General features: G+C 65.5%; 15 protein-coding genes and 2 tRNA genes. 3 read left to right on the top strand and 14 right to left on the bottom strand.

Features of this window, described 5'->3' with window-relative positions; all coding sequences use genetic code 11:
* Positions 1-64 precede the first annotated feature (64 nt).
* From ACE3P2_RS13060 to rluD, 12 genes are all read right to left on the bottom strand, one after another.
* Positions 65-140 (bottom strand) — tRNA-Glu (locus ACE3P2_RS13060).
* A gap of 21 nt (positions 141-161) precedes the next feature.
* Positions 162-237 (bottom strand) — tRNA-Ala (locus ACE3P2_RS13055).
* 77 nt (positions 238-314) lie between these two features.
* Entirely contained in the window at positions 315-1,742 is a 1,428-nt protein-coding gene (locus tag ACE3P2_RS13050; protein WP_374265113.1) for an FAD-binding oxidoreductase, read from the bottom strand.
* Positions 1,743-1,775: 33 nt separating this feature from the next.
* Positions 1,776-2,687: a patatin-like phospholipase family protein gene (locus tag ACE3P2_RS13045; RefSeq protein WP_374265111.1), complete on the bottom strand. Its 912-nt coding sequence runs from the start codon at positions 2,685-2,687 to the stop codon at positions 1,776-1,778.
* Positions 2,688-2,698: 11 nt separating this feature from the next.
* On the bottom strand, positions 2,699-4,030 hold the full coding sequence (rimO, locus tag ACE3P2_RS13040) for a 30S ribosomal protein S12 methylthiotransferase RimO (protein ID WP_374265109.1): 1,332 nt from the start codon (positions 4,028-4,030) through the stop codon (positions 2,699-2,701).
* Between the two features lie 60 nt (positions 4,031-4,090).
* A complete protein-coding gene (gene phaR / locus ACE3P2_RS13035) occupies positions 4,091-4,699 on the bottom strand; it encodes a polyhydroxyalkanoate synthesis repressor PhaR (RefSeq protein WP_374265107.1) in 609 nt (202 codons plus the stop codon).
* A gap of 109 nt (positions 4,700-4,808) precedes the next feature.
* A complete protein-coding gene (gene phbB, locus ACE3P2_RS13030) occupies positions 4,809-5,549 on the bottom strand; it encodes an acetoacetyl-CoA reductase (RefSeq protein WP_374265105.1) in 741 nt (246 codons plus the stop codon).
* A 37-nt stretch (positions 5,550-5,586) separates the two neighbouring features.
* A complete protein-coding gene (gene phbB, locus ACE3P2_RS13025) occupies positions 5,587-6,327 on the bottom strand; it encodes an acetoacetyl-CoA reductase (protein ID WP_374265103.1) in 741 nt (246 codons plus the stop codon).
* A gap of 126 nt (positions 6,328-6,453) precedes the next feature.
* Positions 6,454-8,193 (bottom strand): PHA/PHB synthase family protein, encoded by a 1,740-nt coding sequence (locus ACE3P2_RS13020; protein WP_374265101.1) that lies wholly within the window; start codon positions 8,191-8,193, stop codon positions 6,454-6,456.
* A 291-nt stretch (positions 8,194-8,484) separates the two neighbouring features.
* Positions 8,485-9,282, bottom strand: coding sequence for a ZIP family metal transporter (locus ACE3P2_RS13015; protein ID WP_374265099.1), 798 nt, complete (start codon positions 9,280-9,282; stop codon positions 8,485-8,487).
* 63 nt (positions 9,283-9,345) lie between these two features.
* Positions 9,346-10,077: a peptidoglycan editing factor PgeF gene (gene pgeF / locus ACE3P2_RS13010; protein WP_374265097.1), complete on the bottom strand. Its 732-nt coding sequence runs from the start codon at positions 10,075-10,077 to the stop codon at positions 9,346-9,348.
* Positions 10,070-10,993, bottom strand: coding sequence for a 23S rRNA pseudouridine(1911/1915/1917) synthase RluD (rluD, locus tag ACE3P2_RS13005; protein ID WP_374265095.1), 924 nt, complete (start codon positions 10,991-10,993; stop codon positions 10,070-10,072). Before rluD ends, pgeF begins: the two co-directional genes overlap by 8 nt.
* A 76-nt stretch (positions 10,994-11,069) precedes the next feature.
* Between rluD and ACE3P2_RS13000 the strand changes: the two genes are divergently transcribed.
* Entirely contained in the window at positions 11,070-11,873 is an 804-nt protein-coding gene (locus ACE3P2_RS13000) for an outer membrane protein assembly factor BamD (RefSeq protein WP_374265093.1), read from the top strand.
* 15 nt (positions 11,874-11,888) lie between these two features.
* On the top strand, positions 11,889-12,419 hold the full coding sequence (locus ACE3P2_RS12995) for a DUF2946 family protein (protein ID WP_374265091.1): 531 nt from the start codon (positions 11,889-11,891) through the stop codon (positions 12,417-12,419).
* A 47-nt stretch (positions 12,420-12,466) separates the two neighbouring features.
* Here ACE3P2_RS12995 and ACE3P2_RS12990 read toward each other — a convergent pair whose 3' ends face one another.
* A complete protein-coding gene (locus tag ACE3P2_RS12990) occupies positions 12,467-13,906 on the bottom strand; it encodes a mannose-1-phosphate guanylyltransferase/mannose-6-phosphate isomerase (RefSeq protein WP_374265088.1) in 1,440 nt (479 codons plus the stop codon).
* A 144-nt stretch (positions 13,907-14,050) separates the two neighbouring features.
* On the bottom strand, positions 14,051-14,656 hold the full coding sequence (gene yihA / locus ACE3P2_RS12985; RefSeq protein WP_374265084.1) for a ribosome biogenesis GTP-binding protein YihA/YsxC: 606 nt from the start codon (positions 14,654-14,656) through the stop codon (positions 14,051-14,053).
* A gap of 118 nt (positions 14,657-14,774) precedes the next feature.
* Between yihA and ACE3P2_RS12980 the strand changes: the two genes are divergently transcribed.
* Positions 14,775-15,410 (top strand): cytochrome c, encoded by a 636-nt coding sequence (locus ACE3P2_RS12980; protein ID WP_374265082.1) that lies wholly within the window; start codon positions 14,775-14,777, stop codon positions 15,408-15,410.
* Positions 15,411-15,531: the final 121 nt, after the last annotated feature.

Genomic DNA, 15,531 nt, shown 5'->3' with positions numbered 1-15,531 from the left:
TTTGACTGCCATCTCAGCCAGGTCTTAGCTGAGACTGCCTGCGTTACCGCAGGACTCTTGATCCTGGCGTCCCCACGGGGATTCGAACCCCGGTTATCGCCGTGAAAGGGCGGTGTCCTAGGCCTCTAGACGATGGGGACTCTATTTGATGCCAAGTCGTTTGGTGGAGGTAAGCGGGATCGAACCGCTGACCTCTTGCATGCCATGCAAGCGCTCTCCCAGCTGAGCTATACCCCCGTGCAACGAGAAGCGCATTATAGACACCACTCCGCTCTCTGTAAACCCCTTTCTGAATTTTCTTCAAAAAAACTGCGTCAGATCGCCTCGAACGGAGCACGCAACACCTTACCGGGGTTCATCAGACCCTGCGGATCGAAGGCCAGCTTGATGCGCGCCATCAGTTCCAGCTCGACCGCCGACTTGTAGTCGGGCAGCAGATCGCGCTTCAACTGACCGATGCCGTGCTCCGCCGAGATCGAACCGCCGTACGCCTGAACCAGGTCGTAGACGACCCGATTCACTTCCAGAGTGCGTGCGATGAAGGCGTCGTTCTCGCCGCGCAGCGGACGCGAGGGGTTGTAGTGCAGGTTGCCGTCGCCAAGATGGCCGAAACACACCACGCGCAAGCCCGGATACGCAGCTTCGAGCGCCCGCCCGGCCGCATCCAGAAAGGCCGGAATCGCGCTGACCGGCACCGAGATATCGTGCTTGATGCTCACGCCTTCGCGCTTTTGCGCCTCGGAGATGTTCTCGCGCAGCCGCCACAAGACCGCGGCCTGGGCGCCACTGACCGCGACACTGCCGTCGAGAACACCCCCCTCCTCCAACGCCTTCTGCAAGGCAGACTGCAGCAGATCGTCCAGCCCAGAATCGGCGCGGGTATCCGACAATTCGACGAGGACGTACCACGGGTACGGCGCATCCAGCGGATCGCGGGCATCGGGAAAATGCTTCAGCACCAGGGCCAGCGACGGCCGACTGATCAGCTCGAAGGCCGTCACCCGATCTCCCGCCACGGCACGCAGACGGGCGAGGAGCGCGACCGCCGCCGCCGGATCGGCCAGCGCGACCCACCCGGTGGCGGTGCTCGCCAGGGCAGGAAAGAGCTTCAACGTTGCCGCCGTGACAATCCCTAGCGTGCCTTCGGCCCCGATGAAAAGCTGCTTCAGATCGTAGCCGGTGTTGTCCTTGCGCAGCGCCCGCAGCCCATCCCAGATACGCCCGTCGGGCAGCACCACCTCCAGGCCGAGCACGAGCTCACGGGTATTGCCGTATCGCAGCACCTGCACGCCCCCGGCATTGGTGGACACGAAGCCGCCCACCTCGCAGCTGCCCTCGCTGGCAAGCGAAAGCGGAAAAAGCCGATCGACCCCCTGCGCCGCCGCCTGCACCGCCGCGAGCGTGACGCCTGCCTCGACGGTGATCGCGTTGTTGGCCGCATCCACCGCGCGCACTGCGCGCAACCGGGAAAGGTTGAGCACCACTGCCGCGCCATCGTCGAGCGGCGTGGCACCGCCGCACAGCCCGGTGTTGCCGCCCTGGGGAACGATGCCGCAGCCGACGTCGGCACAGGCCCGCACCACCGCCGCCACCTGGGCGGTGTCGGCGGGCAGCACGACGGCCCGGGCACGGCCGGTGTAGCGCCCCCGCCAGTCGGTGAGGTAAGTCGCCGTGTCCGCATCGGCGACGAGACAATGGGCTGCGCCGACGATGTAGCGCAGGCGGTCGATCAGGTCTGGCATGGCGTGACGCTCCCGGTCGGGGAAGGAACGGAATCAGTGCGCGAGGGCGCGGCGGATCGACGGCAAGGCCACCTCGACAGCCGCCTCGCCTTCGGCGATCGCCTCGGCACCGCGGTGGTAATCCATCAAGCCGAGCTGGGCGAGACGCGGTGAGATCAGCACGTCGGCCGGCTCGCCGGCGAGTCGGCTGCGGGCGATGCGGACCGACATGATCGAGATGCTGCTCTGCATCACGGTGAGCATCGAGGGCAGACTCTCGGACGGCTCGGGCGGCGGCGCCTCGGAGGGCGCGGGCTCGCTGCGTCCGAACCGGGCGAGCAGACGCTTCGACCAGCCGTTGGCGCCATCGGGGCTGCGCTCGGGTTCCGGACGATTTCGCCAGGCGGCCCCGACCACGTCGGAGTTGAGATCGACCGCGATCACGATATCGGCGCCCATCGCCCGCGCCAGCGAGACCGGCACCGGATTGACCAGCCCGCCATCGACCAGCAGCCGGCCATCCTGCCACGACGGCGTGAGCAGGCCCGGCAAGGCGATCGAGGCACGTACGGCGGCGGAGACGCTGCCTTCGCGCAGCCACACTTCGTGACCGCTCTGCAGATCGGTCGCGACACAGCCGAAGCTGCGTCCCAGAGACACGAAGTCGCGATCGACGAAATTTCGCTCGAAGAAGGTGATCAGCTTGTCGCCCTTGATGAGCCCGCCGCGCAAGCCCATGTCCATCAGGCCCACCACGTCCTGCCAGCCTAGGGTTTCGACCCAGCCACCGAGCTTTTCGAGATCGCCGGCCGCCGCCACCGCACCGACGAAGGCGCCGATCGAGCAACCCGCGATGATCTGCGGTTCGATCCCCTCGCGCGCCAGGGCGCGCAACACGCCGACGTGCGCCCAGCCGCGGGCGGAACCGCTGCCGAGGGCGATACCGATCCGTGGTGCGCGTTTCACGCCGGCTGCGCTCAGAGCGGCTCGGCGTAGAGGTCGTGCACGTCGCAGTCGGTGATGCGCACGCGGGCAAACTCGCCGGGTTCGAGGTTTTCGCCAGCGGGAATGATGACGAGGCCGTCGATCTCCGGCGCATCGCCGGGCGAGCGGGCCAGGGCGCCCTCCTCGTCGATCTCGTCCACCAGCACCGTCATCTCGCGGCCGATGAAGCGCTCGAGGCGTTCGGTGGAGATGTCCTCCTGGAATTCCATCAGCTGAATGCGGCGTTCCTCGCGAATCTCCTCCGGCACGGGGTCGGCCAGATCGTTAGCCGCGGCGCCCTCGACCGGCGAATACGCGAAGGCGCCCACGCGGTCGAGCTTGGCCTCTTCGAGGAATTGCAGCAGCGCCTCGAAATCGGCATCGGTCTCGCCGGGGAAGCCGGTGATGAAGGTCGAACGGATCGTGAGATCCGGGCAGATCTCGCGCCAGCGGCGAATGCGCTCGAGGTTGTTCTCGGCGCTGGCCGGCCGCTTCATGGCCTTGAGAATGCGCGGGCTGGCGTGCTGGAAGGGCACGTCGAGGTAGGGGAGAATCTTGCCCTCGGCCATCAGCGGGATGATGTCGTCCACGCTCGGATAGGGATAGACATAGTGCAGGCGCACCCACACATCCAGCTCGCCGAGCGCCTTGCACAGGTCATAGAGCTTGGTGCGCATCGGGCGACCACCCCAGAAGCCGGTGCGATATTTGGTGTCGACGCCGTAGGCGGAGGTGTCCTGCGAGACCACCAGCAGCTCCTTGACGCCGGCATTGACGAGGTTCTCCGCCTCGCGCATGACCTCGCCGATCGGTCGGCTGACGAGGTCGCCGCGCATCGACGGGATGATGCAGAAGGTGCAGCGGTGGTTGCACCCCTCGGAAATCTTCAGGTAGGCGTAATGATTCGGGGTCAGCTTGACGCCCTGAGGCGGCAGCAGATCGATGAACGGGTCGTGCGGCTTGGGCAGGTGCTTGTGAACCTCCTGCATGACCTGCTCGGTCGCGTGCGGGCCGGTGACCGCGAGTACCTGGGGGTGCGCCGCCATGACCACGTCTTCCTTGGCGCCGAGGCAGCCGGTGACGATCACCTTGCCGTTTTCACTGAGCGCCTCGCCGATCGCATCGAGCGATTCCTCGACCGCGGCGTCGATGAAGCCGCAGGTGTTGATGACCACCAGGTCCGAGCCCTCGTAGGACGGCGAGATCTCGTAGCCCTCGGCCCGCAGGCGGGTGAGGATGTGTTCGGAGTCAACGAGCGCCTTGGGGCAGCCGAGGGAAACGAAGCCCACTTTGGGGGCCGCTGCGAGCTTGGTGGTCTGAGTCATGCGTCAAGAAAATCGAAGGGTGAAAAGCGCAAGGGCCGCGACGTTTGCGCGGCCCGGTGATTATTTTTTGGACGGTTCCGTCGGCTCGCCGCCGGACGTGGGCGGCTCGCCCTTGTCACCCGGAAAACCACCCGCCCCGAAGTTGGGGAACTGGAATCCGGAGAACAGATTGCGCGTCTGGCTGTCGAGCTGCTCCTGCATCTGGGCGTACATCTTCTTGCTCTGTTCCATGTAGGCGCCCATCATGCTCTGCATCGCCGGGCCCTGGAAATTCAGGAACTGGGCCCACAGATCCTGGCTCACGGTGGCGTTTTCGCCATACACGGAGCGTACCTGTTCCTGCAGCTTGCCCTGCATGTCGGTGAAGGCCTTGATGTTGTTCTCAAGGTACTTGCCCATCATTCCCTGCATGGCATTGCCGTAGAAGCGGATCATCTGGGAAAGCAGGTCGCTCGTGAACATCGGCGCACCACCCGCTTCCTCCTCGAGGATGATCTGCAGCAGGATATTGCGGGTCAGATCTTCGCCGGTCTTGGCGTCGACCACCTGGAAGCTTCCGTGTTCAAGAACGAGTTCCTTCACGTCTGCGAGCGTGATGTAGGAACTGGTCTGAGTATCGTAAAGGCGGCGGTTCGGGTACTTTTTTATCAGGCGAATTTGATCGGCCATCTGTGTTTTCTCCTCGGTGGCGATAGAGTCGCCTTCGGAGATTATACTGCGGTGCGCAAAAAAAAACCCCGCCATGCGGCGGGGTTCATGTGACGCTTGTTGCAGCCGCTTACTGGTAGTACAGGCCGCCGTTCACGTTCAGGGTGGCACCGGTCACGTAGCCAGCCAGCTCGGAAGCCAGATAGACCACGGCCGCACCGATTTCTTCCGGCTTGCCAAGACGCTTGACCGGCACGGTGTCGATGATGCCCTGACGGATTTCTTCCTTGATCGCCATGACCATATCGGTGCCGATGTAGCCCGGGGCGATGGCGTTGACGGTCACGCCCTTGGTGGCCAGCTCAGCAGCCAGCGCCTTGGAGAAACCGATCACGCCGGCCTTGGCGGCGGAGTAGTTGGTCTGACCGGCCTGACCCTTGACGCCGTTCACCGAGGAGATGTTGATGATGCGGCCCCAGCCACGTTCCGCCATCTTCGGGGAAATGGTGTGGGTCACATTGAAGAGGCTGGAGAGGTTGGTCGCGATGACCGCATCCCACTGACCCTTTTCCATCTTCGGGAAGAACTTGTCGCGGGTGATGCCGGCGTTGTTCACCAGGATGTCGATCGGGCCGACTTCGTTGGTGATCGCCTCAACGGCCGCCTTGCACTGTTCGTAGTCGGAAACGTCGAAACCGTACAGCGGGATATCGAGGCCTTCCGCCTTGCGAGCTTCGACCCAGGCGTCCTTGGCGGGATCGCCAGGGAAGAAGTTCCCCACCACGCGGACACCCGCGGCGGACAGGGATTTACAGATCGCGGTGCCAAGACCACCGACGGCACCAGTTACAAGGGCGATGCGTTGAGACATTTTGACTTCCTTCTTTTGTTGCGGTGCGAAAACCTTATTAGAACATATGCTGCCCGCCGTTGATAGAGATGTTGGCGCCCGTCACGAAGGCGGCTTCATCGGAGGCGAGGTATGCAATCAGACCGGCGATTTCCTCGGGCTTGCCGAGGCGGCTCATCGGAATCTGGGGCAGGATCTTGGTTTCGAGAACCTCCTGCGGGATGGCCAGAACCATCTTGGTCCCGATGTAACCCGGGGAGATGGTGTTGACGGTGACGCCGGACTTGGCGGTCTCGAGGGCCAGGGATTTGGTGAAGCCGTGCATGCCGGCCTTGGCGGCAGCGTAGTTGGTCTGACCGAATGCGCCCTTGATGCCGTTCAGCGACGAGACGTTGATGACACGCCCCCACTTGCGCTCGACCATGCCGTCCATGACCTGCTTGGTCATGTTGAACACGCTGTCGAGGTTGGTGTGAATGACGGCGTCCCAGTCGGCTTTGGTCATGCGCTTGAACGTCATGTCGCGGGTGATGCCGGCGTTATTGACCAGCACGTCCACGGGACCGATGTCGTTGGTGATCTGCTCGACGCAGGCCTTGCACGAGTCGAAGTCGGCCACGTCGCAGGGGTAGGCCTTGAAGCCGTAACCCATGTTGTTCATGGTCTGAAGCCATTCAGCGGCGCCGGCGTTGCCCGGCGAATGGGTGGTGACAACCTTGTATCCGAGCGCCGCCAGCTTAATGCAGATCGATTCGCCCAGACCGCCCATACCGCCAGTTACGAGTGCTACACGTGCCATGTCTCTCTCCCTCAAAGATGTGAGTGCGGGGGTAAGCTGAAATCGGCAGCGCCCCCCTTTTTTATCCCGCTGCCGACTTTTCTTGATTTTCTCTCCGGGGTCGCCCCCGGAGGCGTGCTGCAGCGATCAGACCGTTTCCTTGACGTAGCGCCCCGGCGCGGCCTCGATCACCTTGTACTTCGCGTTGCCGGGCTTGTTGCGGGCAGCGACCATGCTGCCGCTGCGCGGCTTGAGCCATTCGATCCAGTGCAACCACCAACTGCCCTTCTGCTCGGCGGCAGTCGCCAGCCACTCTTCGGGCACCGACGCCTTGGATTCGCTGGTCCAGTAGCTGCGGCGGTTCTTCGAGGCCGGGTTGATGGCGCCGGCGATGTGGCCGCTGGCGCCGAGCACGAAGGTTGATTCGCCGCCGAGGATCTGGCGCACCAGGTAGGCGCTGGTCCAGGGCACGATGTGATCTTCACGGGTCGCGAGCAGGTAGGACGGCAGATCGACCTTGCCCATATCCACCTTGACGCCGAGCATCTCCAGCTTGCCCGGCACGCGCAGGTTGTTCTCGAGGTACATGTTGCGCAGGTACCAGGCGATGAACGGACCGGACAGATTGGTGCTGTCGGAATTCCAGTACAACAGGTCGAAGGCGTCCGGCGTCTTGCCCTTGAGGTAGTTGCCGACCACGTACTGCCAGATCAGATCGTTGGCGCGCAAACTCGAAAACACCTGCGCCAGTTCGCGGCCGGAGAACACGCCACCGCGGCCGATGGAAGCTTCGCGGGCGGCCACCGAGGCCTCGTCCACCAGGCAGCCGATCTCGCCGGCATCGGCGAAGTCGAGCAGGGTCGTCATCAACGTGAGGCTCTCGGCCGGATCTTCGCCCTTGCCGCGCGCCACCGCCAGGGCCGACGACAGGATGGTTCCGCCGACGCAGAAACCCAGCACGTTGGGCTTGGCAACCTTGGTCACATCGCGCACCACCTGCAGCGCCGTGAGCGGGCCCTTCTCGAGGTAGTCGTCCCAACCGAAATGGGCTTCGCTCTCCTTGGCGTTCTTCCAGGACACCAGGAACACCGTGAAACCCTGCTCGACAATGAAGCGCACCAGCGAATTCGCCGGCTGCAGGTCCATGATGTAGAACTTGTTGATGCAGGGCGGGACGATCAGCAGCGGCGTCTTGTAGACCTTCTCGGTCATCGGCGCGTACTGGATGAGCTGGATCAGCTCGTTCTCGTAGATCACCGAACCCGGGGTGGTCGCGAGGTTACGGCCGATCTCGAAGGCCGAATCGTCGGTCATCGAGATGCGACCCTTCTCCATGTCGGCAATCAGGTTCTTGATGCCCTGGGTGATGCTCTCGCCCTTGGAATCGAGCGCCGCCTGGATGAACTCGGGATTGGTCGCCGCAAAGTTGGACGGCGCCATCGCGTCCACGTACTGGCGGGTCAGGTACTGCATGCGCGCCTTGGCACGGCCATCGGCGACCGGCATGGCGTCCGCGACCTTGTTCAGGTAGTCGGCGTTGAGCAGATAAGCCTGGCGGATGTAATCGAAGACCGGGCTGGACGACCACTCGGGCGCGCTGAAGCGACGATCGCCCGGCGGCGGGGACACCATCGGCTCGGTGGCCTCGCCGGGACGCGCCTGCGCCATGGCGGCCCACAGGCGGGCGTGGGACTCGGCGAGCTCCTGCTGCAGGCGGGCGAACGCCTCGGCCTCCGGCAACGGCAGCTGCGGCGCCTGGGCCGGCGCGGCCTGCTGGAAGGCGGCGCTCTGCTTGTTGAGGAAATCGAAGAAATTGGCCGCCATCGACTGGCCAAACTTGAACATGCCTTGCAGCGCTTCGGCAGACTGCTCCGGTGTTACAGACATCCACCTCTCCTTTGTGTCGTCGGATTCGGGCTACGCATCGGCCGGCTGCACACCGGCAGACTCCCTCCTGCCACAGCAGCGATCGCAACGGGCCGCACTTCACCCCGGCCTGCTTGCGCCGAGTAGAATCCGGGTATGTATATCGTTGCTATTGCTTGGCTTTACGTCGCGCTGCTGGCTACCGCAGCGGAAACCACCGTGGTCGGCGGGGTGCTGACTTTCTTGTTCTATGGCGTTGCGCCGCTCTCCCTGTTTCTCTGGCTGTTCGGTACGCCGGCCCGCCGTCGCCGCTCAGCCCAGCGCTCGCTCCGCGAGGGGGTGGGCAAAGACGATCGAGGCGATCCCGGCAGCGATCAATAATACCTGCTGCGCCGTGGCGCGCAATTCCGTTCGCTTGTGCAAGCCTGGAATGAGATCGGCCACCGCGACGTAAATCATACTCGCGGCGGCCAGCGCGAGGAACACCGGCACCAGCGACTGCACATGGGATAGCGCGAAGTAGGCGAGGATGCCCCCGACCAGCGTCGCGAGACTCGAAAGCAGGTTGAACACCAGGGCCCGGGTACGGCTGTAGCCCGAGTGCAGCAGGATCAGGAAATCCCCGACTTCCTGCGGAATTTCGTGGGCGATGATCGCCAGCGCGGTGACGATGCCCAGCGGCGTGCTCTCGACGAAGGCAGCGGCGATGAGGATACCATCGACGAAGTTGTGGAAGGTGTCGCCGACCAGGATCAGCAGGCCGCTGCGCCCATGATCATGGCCATGACCGTGGCCGTGCTGTCCGCCGCCGTGTTCGTGGCCGGCACAGCCTTCGTCGTGGCAATGTCGCCACAGAACCAGTTTTTCGAGCACGAAGAACAGCATGATTCCGGCCAGCACGTTCATCGCCGCTTTCTCGGGGCTTTCGGCGGCCTCGATGGCGTGGGGCAGGACTTCAAGGAAGGATGCCCCCAGCAGCGCGCCGATGGCGTAGCTGATCAGCACCGGCACCCAGTTCGGGCGAGCGGCAAAGGCAAAAACGGAAGCCACCAACACGCTGAGCAGCCCGCCGGCAAAACTCATTACAACAATCCAGGCGAGGGGCGTCATGGTCATTCGGGAAGCAAGAGGGCCACGCAGTATACCGTCAGTCGCGCGCCGCGCCGCGGCGGCTCAGGTCAGCCAGACCAGCGACGCCATGCGTCCGGTCGTGCCATCGCGGCGATAAGAGAAGAACCGCCCCGACTCGGCCACCGTGCAGAAATCGCCTCCGAAGACGGCGGACACGCCGAGCGCCGCGAGTCGCCGGCGCGCCAGCAGGTAGAGATCGGCGAGCCATTTGCCCGGCGCACCTGCCGACTGGAAGGCCGCTTCGGCGCCCGGATCGACAACCACAAAGGCCGCTCTCACCTCGTCGCCAACCTCGAAAGCCTTGGGGCCGATGGCCGGACCGAGCCAGGCGATCAGCTCGCCGGGCGCCACCCGCATCGCTGCCACCGTCGCCTCGATCACGCCACCGTGCAACCCACGCCAGCCAGCGTGGGCCGCGCCGACCACGCTGCCGGCACGGTCGCACAGGAGCACCGGCAGGCAGTCGGCGGTCATCACGACGCACACCGCGCCGGGCGTGCGACTGACGGACGCATCGGCGTCGGGCACGTCGCCATCGCCCGCGGCATCCACCACCTGGATGCCATGCACCTGGTTGAGCCAGCGCGGCTCGGACGGCACGACGTGCCGCAACCTGGCGCGGTTGGCGGCCACGCGCGCCGGCAGGTCGCCCACGTGGGTGCCGAGATTGAGGCTGTCGTAGGGCGTCTCGCTGAAGCCGCCGGCGCGGGTCGTCGACAAGGCGCGCACGCGGGCCGGCGCCGGCCATTCGGGAACGATCCAGGCATCACTCATGGGTCGATGCACCTCGCAAGGTTTCGAGCAGGCCGGCGAAATCGGCCGGCAGGGGCGTCTGCCAACGGCAGGCTTCGCCACTGACTGGATGAATCAGGCCGAGTTGCCAGGCGTGCAGGGCCTGGCGCGCAAAGGCGTCGAGCCGCGGATCGGCGCTGCGGGCCTTGCCGTAGGTGGCGTCGCCCACCAACGGGTGGCCGATGTGCGCCATATGAACGCGAATCTGGTGGGTGCGCCCCGTGGCGAGCTCGCACTCGAGCAGCGTGGCGCGAGCAAAGCGCTCCAGGACGCGATAACGGGTCAGCGCCTCGCGCCCGCCCGGCACCACCGCCATCTTGGTGCGCTGCACCGGATGGCGGCCAATGGGCGCATTGACCTCGCCGCTCGGCGCGGGCTCACCGTGCACCAGCGCGAGGTAATGCCGCTTCACGGTTCGGGCCTGCAACTGGCGCACCAGATCGGTCTGCGCCTGCAGCGTTTTGGCCACCACCAGCAGACCGCTGGTGTCCTTGTCGAGGCGATGCACGATGCCGGCACGGGGCAGCTCGCGAAACCCGGCGCCGTGGTGGAGCAACGCATTGAGCAGCGTGCCCGACCAATTTCCACTGCCGGGGTGGACGACCAGCCCCACCGGCTTGTCGATCACCACCAGGGTGTCGTCCTCGAACACGATCTGCAGCGGGATGTCCTCGGCCTGCTCGGCCAGCATCGCCTGGCTCGGCTCCGGGCTGACGAACACCACTTCGCCTCCCCACACCTTGCTCTTGGCGTCGGGTGAGGCGTCGTCGATGAGGATCCGCCCCGACTTGAGCCAGGCCTGCAGGCGGCTGCGGGAATGCTCGGGAAACAGCTGCGCCAGCGCCTGATCGGCGCGCAAGCCGGCGCAGCCGTCGGGAATCACGACGCGCTGCGGCATCGCACTGGCGGACGAGGGGGAATCGGAAGGATCGGCTGGGCTATAATCGAGCCAGTCTTCTTCCAAAGAGTTTTCGATGGCGCATTTCACCCTGCGTAGTTTAACGCTTGTCGGCGCGCTGCTGCTCGCCGGCTGCGGCCTTCCCGACCAGATCGATGAAACCCTCGGCTGGAACGCCCAGAAGCTCTACGCCGAAGCAAAGGAGTCGATGGCCGACGGCGCCTGGGATCGCGCCATCAAGATGTTCGAGAAGCTGGAAGCGCGCTACCCCTACGGCCGCTACGCCCAGCAGTCGCAGCTCGAGGTCGCCTACGCCTACTACAAATCGGGCGAACAGGCCTCGGCGGTGGCGGCCTGCGACCGCTTCATCAAGCTGCACCCCAACCACCCGAACGTCGACTACGCCTACTACCTCAAGGGTCTGGCCTACTTCAACGAAGACCTCGGCATGCTCGGCACCCTGGCCGACCAGGATTTGTCCGAGCGCGACCCGAAGGCCACCCGCGAGTCGTTTGCCACCTTCAAGGAACTCAGCCAGCGCTTCCCCGAGAGCAAATACACGCCCGACGCGCAGCTGCGGATGCGTTATCTGGTCAATGCCCTCGCCAACCACGAGGTCCACGTCGCCCGGTACTACTACAAGCGTGGCGCCTACGTGGCCGCCGCCAACCGCGCCCAGGCGGCGATCAAGGATTTCCCCCAATCGCCGGCCGTCGAGGAAGCCCTGTTCCTGCTCGTCCAGAGCTACGACGCGATGAACCTGCCGGCGCTGCGCAAGGACGCCGAACGGGTCATGCGTCAGAACTTCCCGAACAGCCGCTATTTCGCCGGCAACCCGCAACCCGCCGACGCCACCACGCCGTGGTGGAAGCTCTGGTAAGCAGGACGCGCCGCGATGGATGGAGCGGTACGGCTGGCCCTGGCCAAGTGGCCGAACGTGCCGGCCTGCACCGGATGGTTGCGTCTGTCGCGGCGGGGCGAATGGTGCGTCCCCGAAGGGCCGATCCGCCACCCCGGTCTGCGCGCCTTCATCGGCCGCAATTACTCGGCCACACCGGACGGGCAGTGGTTTTTCCAGAACGGCCCGCAGCGGGTGTTCGTGGATCTCGACTACACGCCGACGGTGCTCCACCTGGCCACCCCCAACCGCCTCGAAACCCATACCGGGGCGGCGGTCGACACGCTCTCGGGAGCCTGGCTCGACGACGAGGGCAGCCTGCTGCTCGCCAGCAAAGCCGGCATCGCGCTCCTCGACGATCGCGACCTCGTCGCGATCCTGCCCCACCTTTCGGGCGATCTGGAAGACCCGGACGCGCCGATGGCGCTCGATTGGGCCGGCGACCGCCTGCCCGTCGGCCGCATCCGCCGGGAGGCGGCAGCCTCGCACTTCGGCTTCGTCGCCAGGCCCTCCCTGACGACGGCCTGACCGCGGGTCACGGCCAGCCCCGCGCCTCGGGCCGGCCGGCGCGGCGCTCAGCCGCGACCGTAGGTATCCTCGAAGCGCACGATGTCGTCCTCACCCAGATAGCTGCCCGACTGCACCTCAATGATCTCGAGCGGCAGTTTGCCGGGGTTGGCGAGCCGATGCACGTGGCCCAGCGAGATGAAGGTCGATTCGTTCTCGCCCAGCAGAAACACCTTGTCGCCGTTAGTGACCTCCGCAGTGCCCTTCACCACGATCCAGTGCTCGGCCCGATGGTGGTGCATCTGCAGGCTCAGGCGGGCGCCCGGATTGACGACGATGCGCTTCACCTGGAAGCGCCCGCCGGCGTCGATGGAGTCGTACCAACCCCACGGGCGGTGAATCTTGCGGTGCGCCGAGGCCTGACTGCGGTTCTCGAGCTTCAGCGCCGCGACGATCTGCTTGACGTTCTGGGTCTTGTCCTTGCGCGCCACGAGCACGGCATCCGGCGTCTCGACGATCACCGCGTCGTCGAGCCCCACGCAGGCCACCATGCGATCCTGGGCGTACACGAGGGTGTTGCGGCTGTCCTCGAAGAGCACGTCGCCGCGGGCCACATTGCCGGCGGCGTCCTTGTCGGCGATCTGCCACAGGGCGTCCCAGGCGCCCACGTCCGACCAGCCGGCCGCCATCGGCACCACGCAGCCCGCGATGCCGAGCCCGACCGCATCGGCGAGCTTTTCCATCACCGCGTAATCGATGGAGTCCGACGGGCAGGCGGTGAAGATGTCCTTGTCGACGCGCACGAAATCCGCATCCCGCGCGCCCTTCTGCCAGGCCGCCCGGCAGGCTTCCGCCATGGCCGGCTGCAGCGCCGCCAGAGCCTTCAGCCAGGTGCTGGCGCGCACCATGAAGAGGCCGCTGTTCCAAAGGTATTCGCCGCTGTCGAGGTAGCGCTGGGCGGTGGCCGCGTCGGGCTTCTCGACGAAGGCAGCGATGGCCTTGCTGCCGTCGGGGCGCGCGGTACCGAAGCGGATGTAGCCGTAGCCGGTCTCGGCGCGGTCCGGCACGATGCCGAAGGTCACGATGGCACCGCCGAGGGCCGCCGGAATGCCGGCATCGATGGCCGCCTGGAAGGCCGCGAGATCGCGGATCACGTGGTCGGCCGGCATCACCAGCAGCACCGGATCGGCCTCCTCCACCGCCAGCGCGGCCAGAGCGAGCGCCGGCGCGGTGTTGCGCCCGATCGGTTCGAGCACGATGTGACGGCTGCCGCGCCCGATCGAGCGCAGCTGCTCGGCGGTGACGAAGCGGTATTCCTCGTTGCACACGACGATCGGCGCCGTGGCCACAGGCAGCCGGCCACCGAAACCGGCGAGCCGGCCGGCCGTCGCCTGCAGCATGGTTTCGTCGCCGACCAGGGCCAGCAGCTGCTTCGGGTACTGTTCGCGGGAGAGCGGCCACAGGCGCGTGCCAGAGCCACCGGAGAGGATGACGGGTTGGAGTTCCATGACAGGTCGGAAAATGGGAAGCGAAAAATCTAGGACCGGCCCGGACGCAAGGCCCGTCACCGGCAACCCGCCATTGATAGCACAGATTGGGGCCAAGAACCCGGCGTCATTTCACGCCAGCAGCCGGATCGGTGCAACGCTTCGTCAAACCTCGTCGGACGGCGCCAGCCAGGCGCCCACCACCCGCTCGACCTCCTCGACGCCGGTCTTCTTGAGGCTCGAGAACAGCTGCACGGTGACCTGCTCCCCGAAGGGCGCGAGCTCCTTGCGCACCGCCGCCAGCGTCGCAGCGGATTCGCTGCGGGTCAGCTTGTCGCTCTTGGTCAGCAGCACGTGGATCGGCCGCCCGCTCGGGGCGAACCAGCCGATCATCACCCGGTCGCGCTCCTTCAGCGGATGACGGGAATCCATGATGAGCACCAGCCCGACGAGGTTCGGACGCTTGGTCAGGTAGTCCTCGAGCAGGTTCTGCCACTGACGCCGCACCGCCTCCGGCACCTCGGCGTAGCCGTAGCCGGGCAGATCGACCAGCACCGCACCGTTGTTCAGGCGGAAGAAATTGATGAGCTGCGTGCGTCCCGGCGTCTTCGACACGAAGGCGAGTCGGGTATGGTTGGCGAGGGTATTGATCGCACTCGACTTGCCGGCATTGGAGCGGCCGGCAAAAGCCACCTCGGGCCCACTGGGCGGCGGCAGGCCGCTGGGCTTGGCAATCGAAATCTCGAACTGGGCGTTGCGGAACAGTGACATGGGGACGGAAAGATGTGCTGCAGGGGCGCGTCGGCACAATCCTGCTTCGCGCAAATGACTGGAATTGCTATAGAATAGCAGGTTTGAGACATCCACATTCTTGGCTTCCGAGGACATCATGATCAAGCGTTCCCTGCTGCTTTCGCTGTTTCTGGCCACCGGCGCGGTTCAGGCCCAAGACAAGGCTTCTGCCCAGCCCGACCTGGCCAAGGCAAAACAGACTGCAGAACAGGTTTGCGGTGCCTGCCACGGTGCCGATGGCAACAGCCAGATTCCCACGAATCCGAAGCTGGCCGGCCAGCACGCTGAGTACCTCAACAAGCAACTGAACAACTTCAAGAGCGACGGCGGCAAGCCGGCCGAGCGTGCCAACGCCATCATGGGCGGCATGGTCGCAGCCCTCTCCCCCGAAGACATGAAGGGTCTCGCCACCTACTTCGCCAGCCAGCAGCTCAAGCCCGAATCCGCCAAGAACAAGGCCACCATCGATCTCGGCCAGCGCCTGTGGCGCGCCGGCGACCTGAAGCGCGGCATCCCCGCCTGCGCCGCCTGTCACGGCCCGGCCGGCGCCGGCCTGCCCGCCCAATACCCGCGCCTGGCCGGCCAGTTCGCCGACTACACCGAAGCCCAGCTGCGCGCCTTCCGCGCCGGCGAGCGCGCCAACGATCCGGCCAAGATGATGCGCACCATCGCGCTCAAGATGACCGATCCTGAAATCAAGGCGGTCGCCGATTACGCCGCCGGCTTGCGCTGAGTCAAGGCGCTCTCCAGCGCCCGGCAGCTATAAAAAAGGGGTGGTTTAGGCCACCCCTTTTTCCATTGCAGCCAGGCTCGCCGGCACGCAATCGCCCACCGCCCTTCCCCCCCGCCCAACC

The sequence above is a fragment of the Zoogloea sp. genome, assembly GCF_041911615.1.
Taxonomy (GTDB): domain Bacteria; phylum Pseudomonadota; class Gammaproteobacteria; order Burkholderiales; family Rhodocyclaceae; genus Zoogloea.
This window is presented reverse-complemented; position numbering and strand designations above follow the sequence as displayed.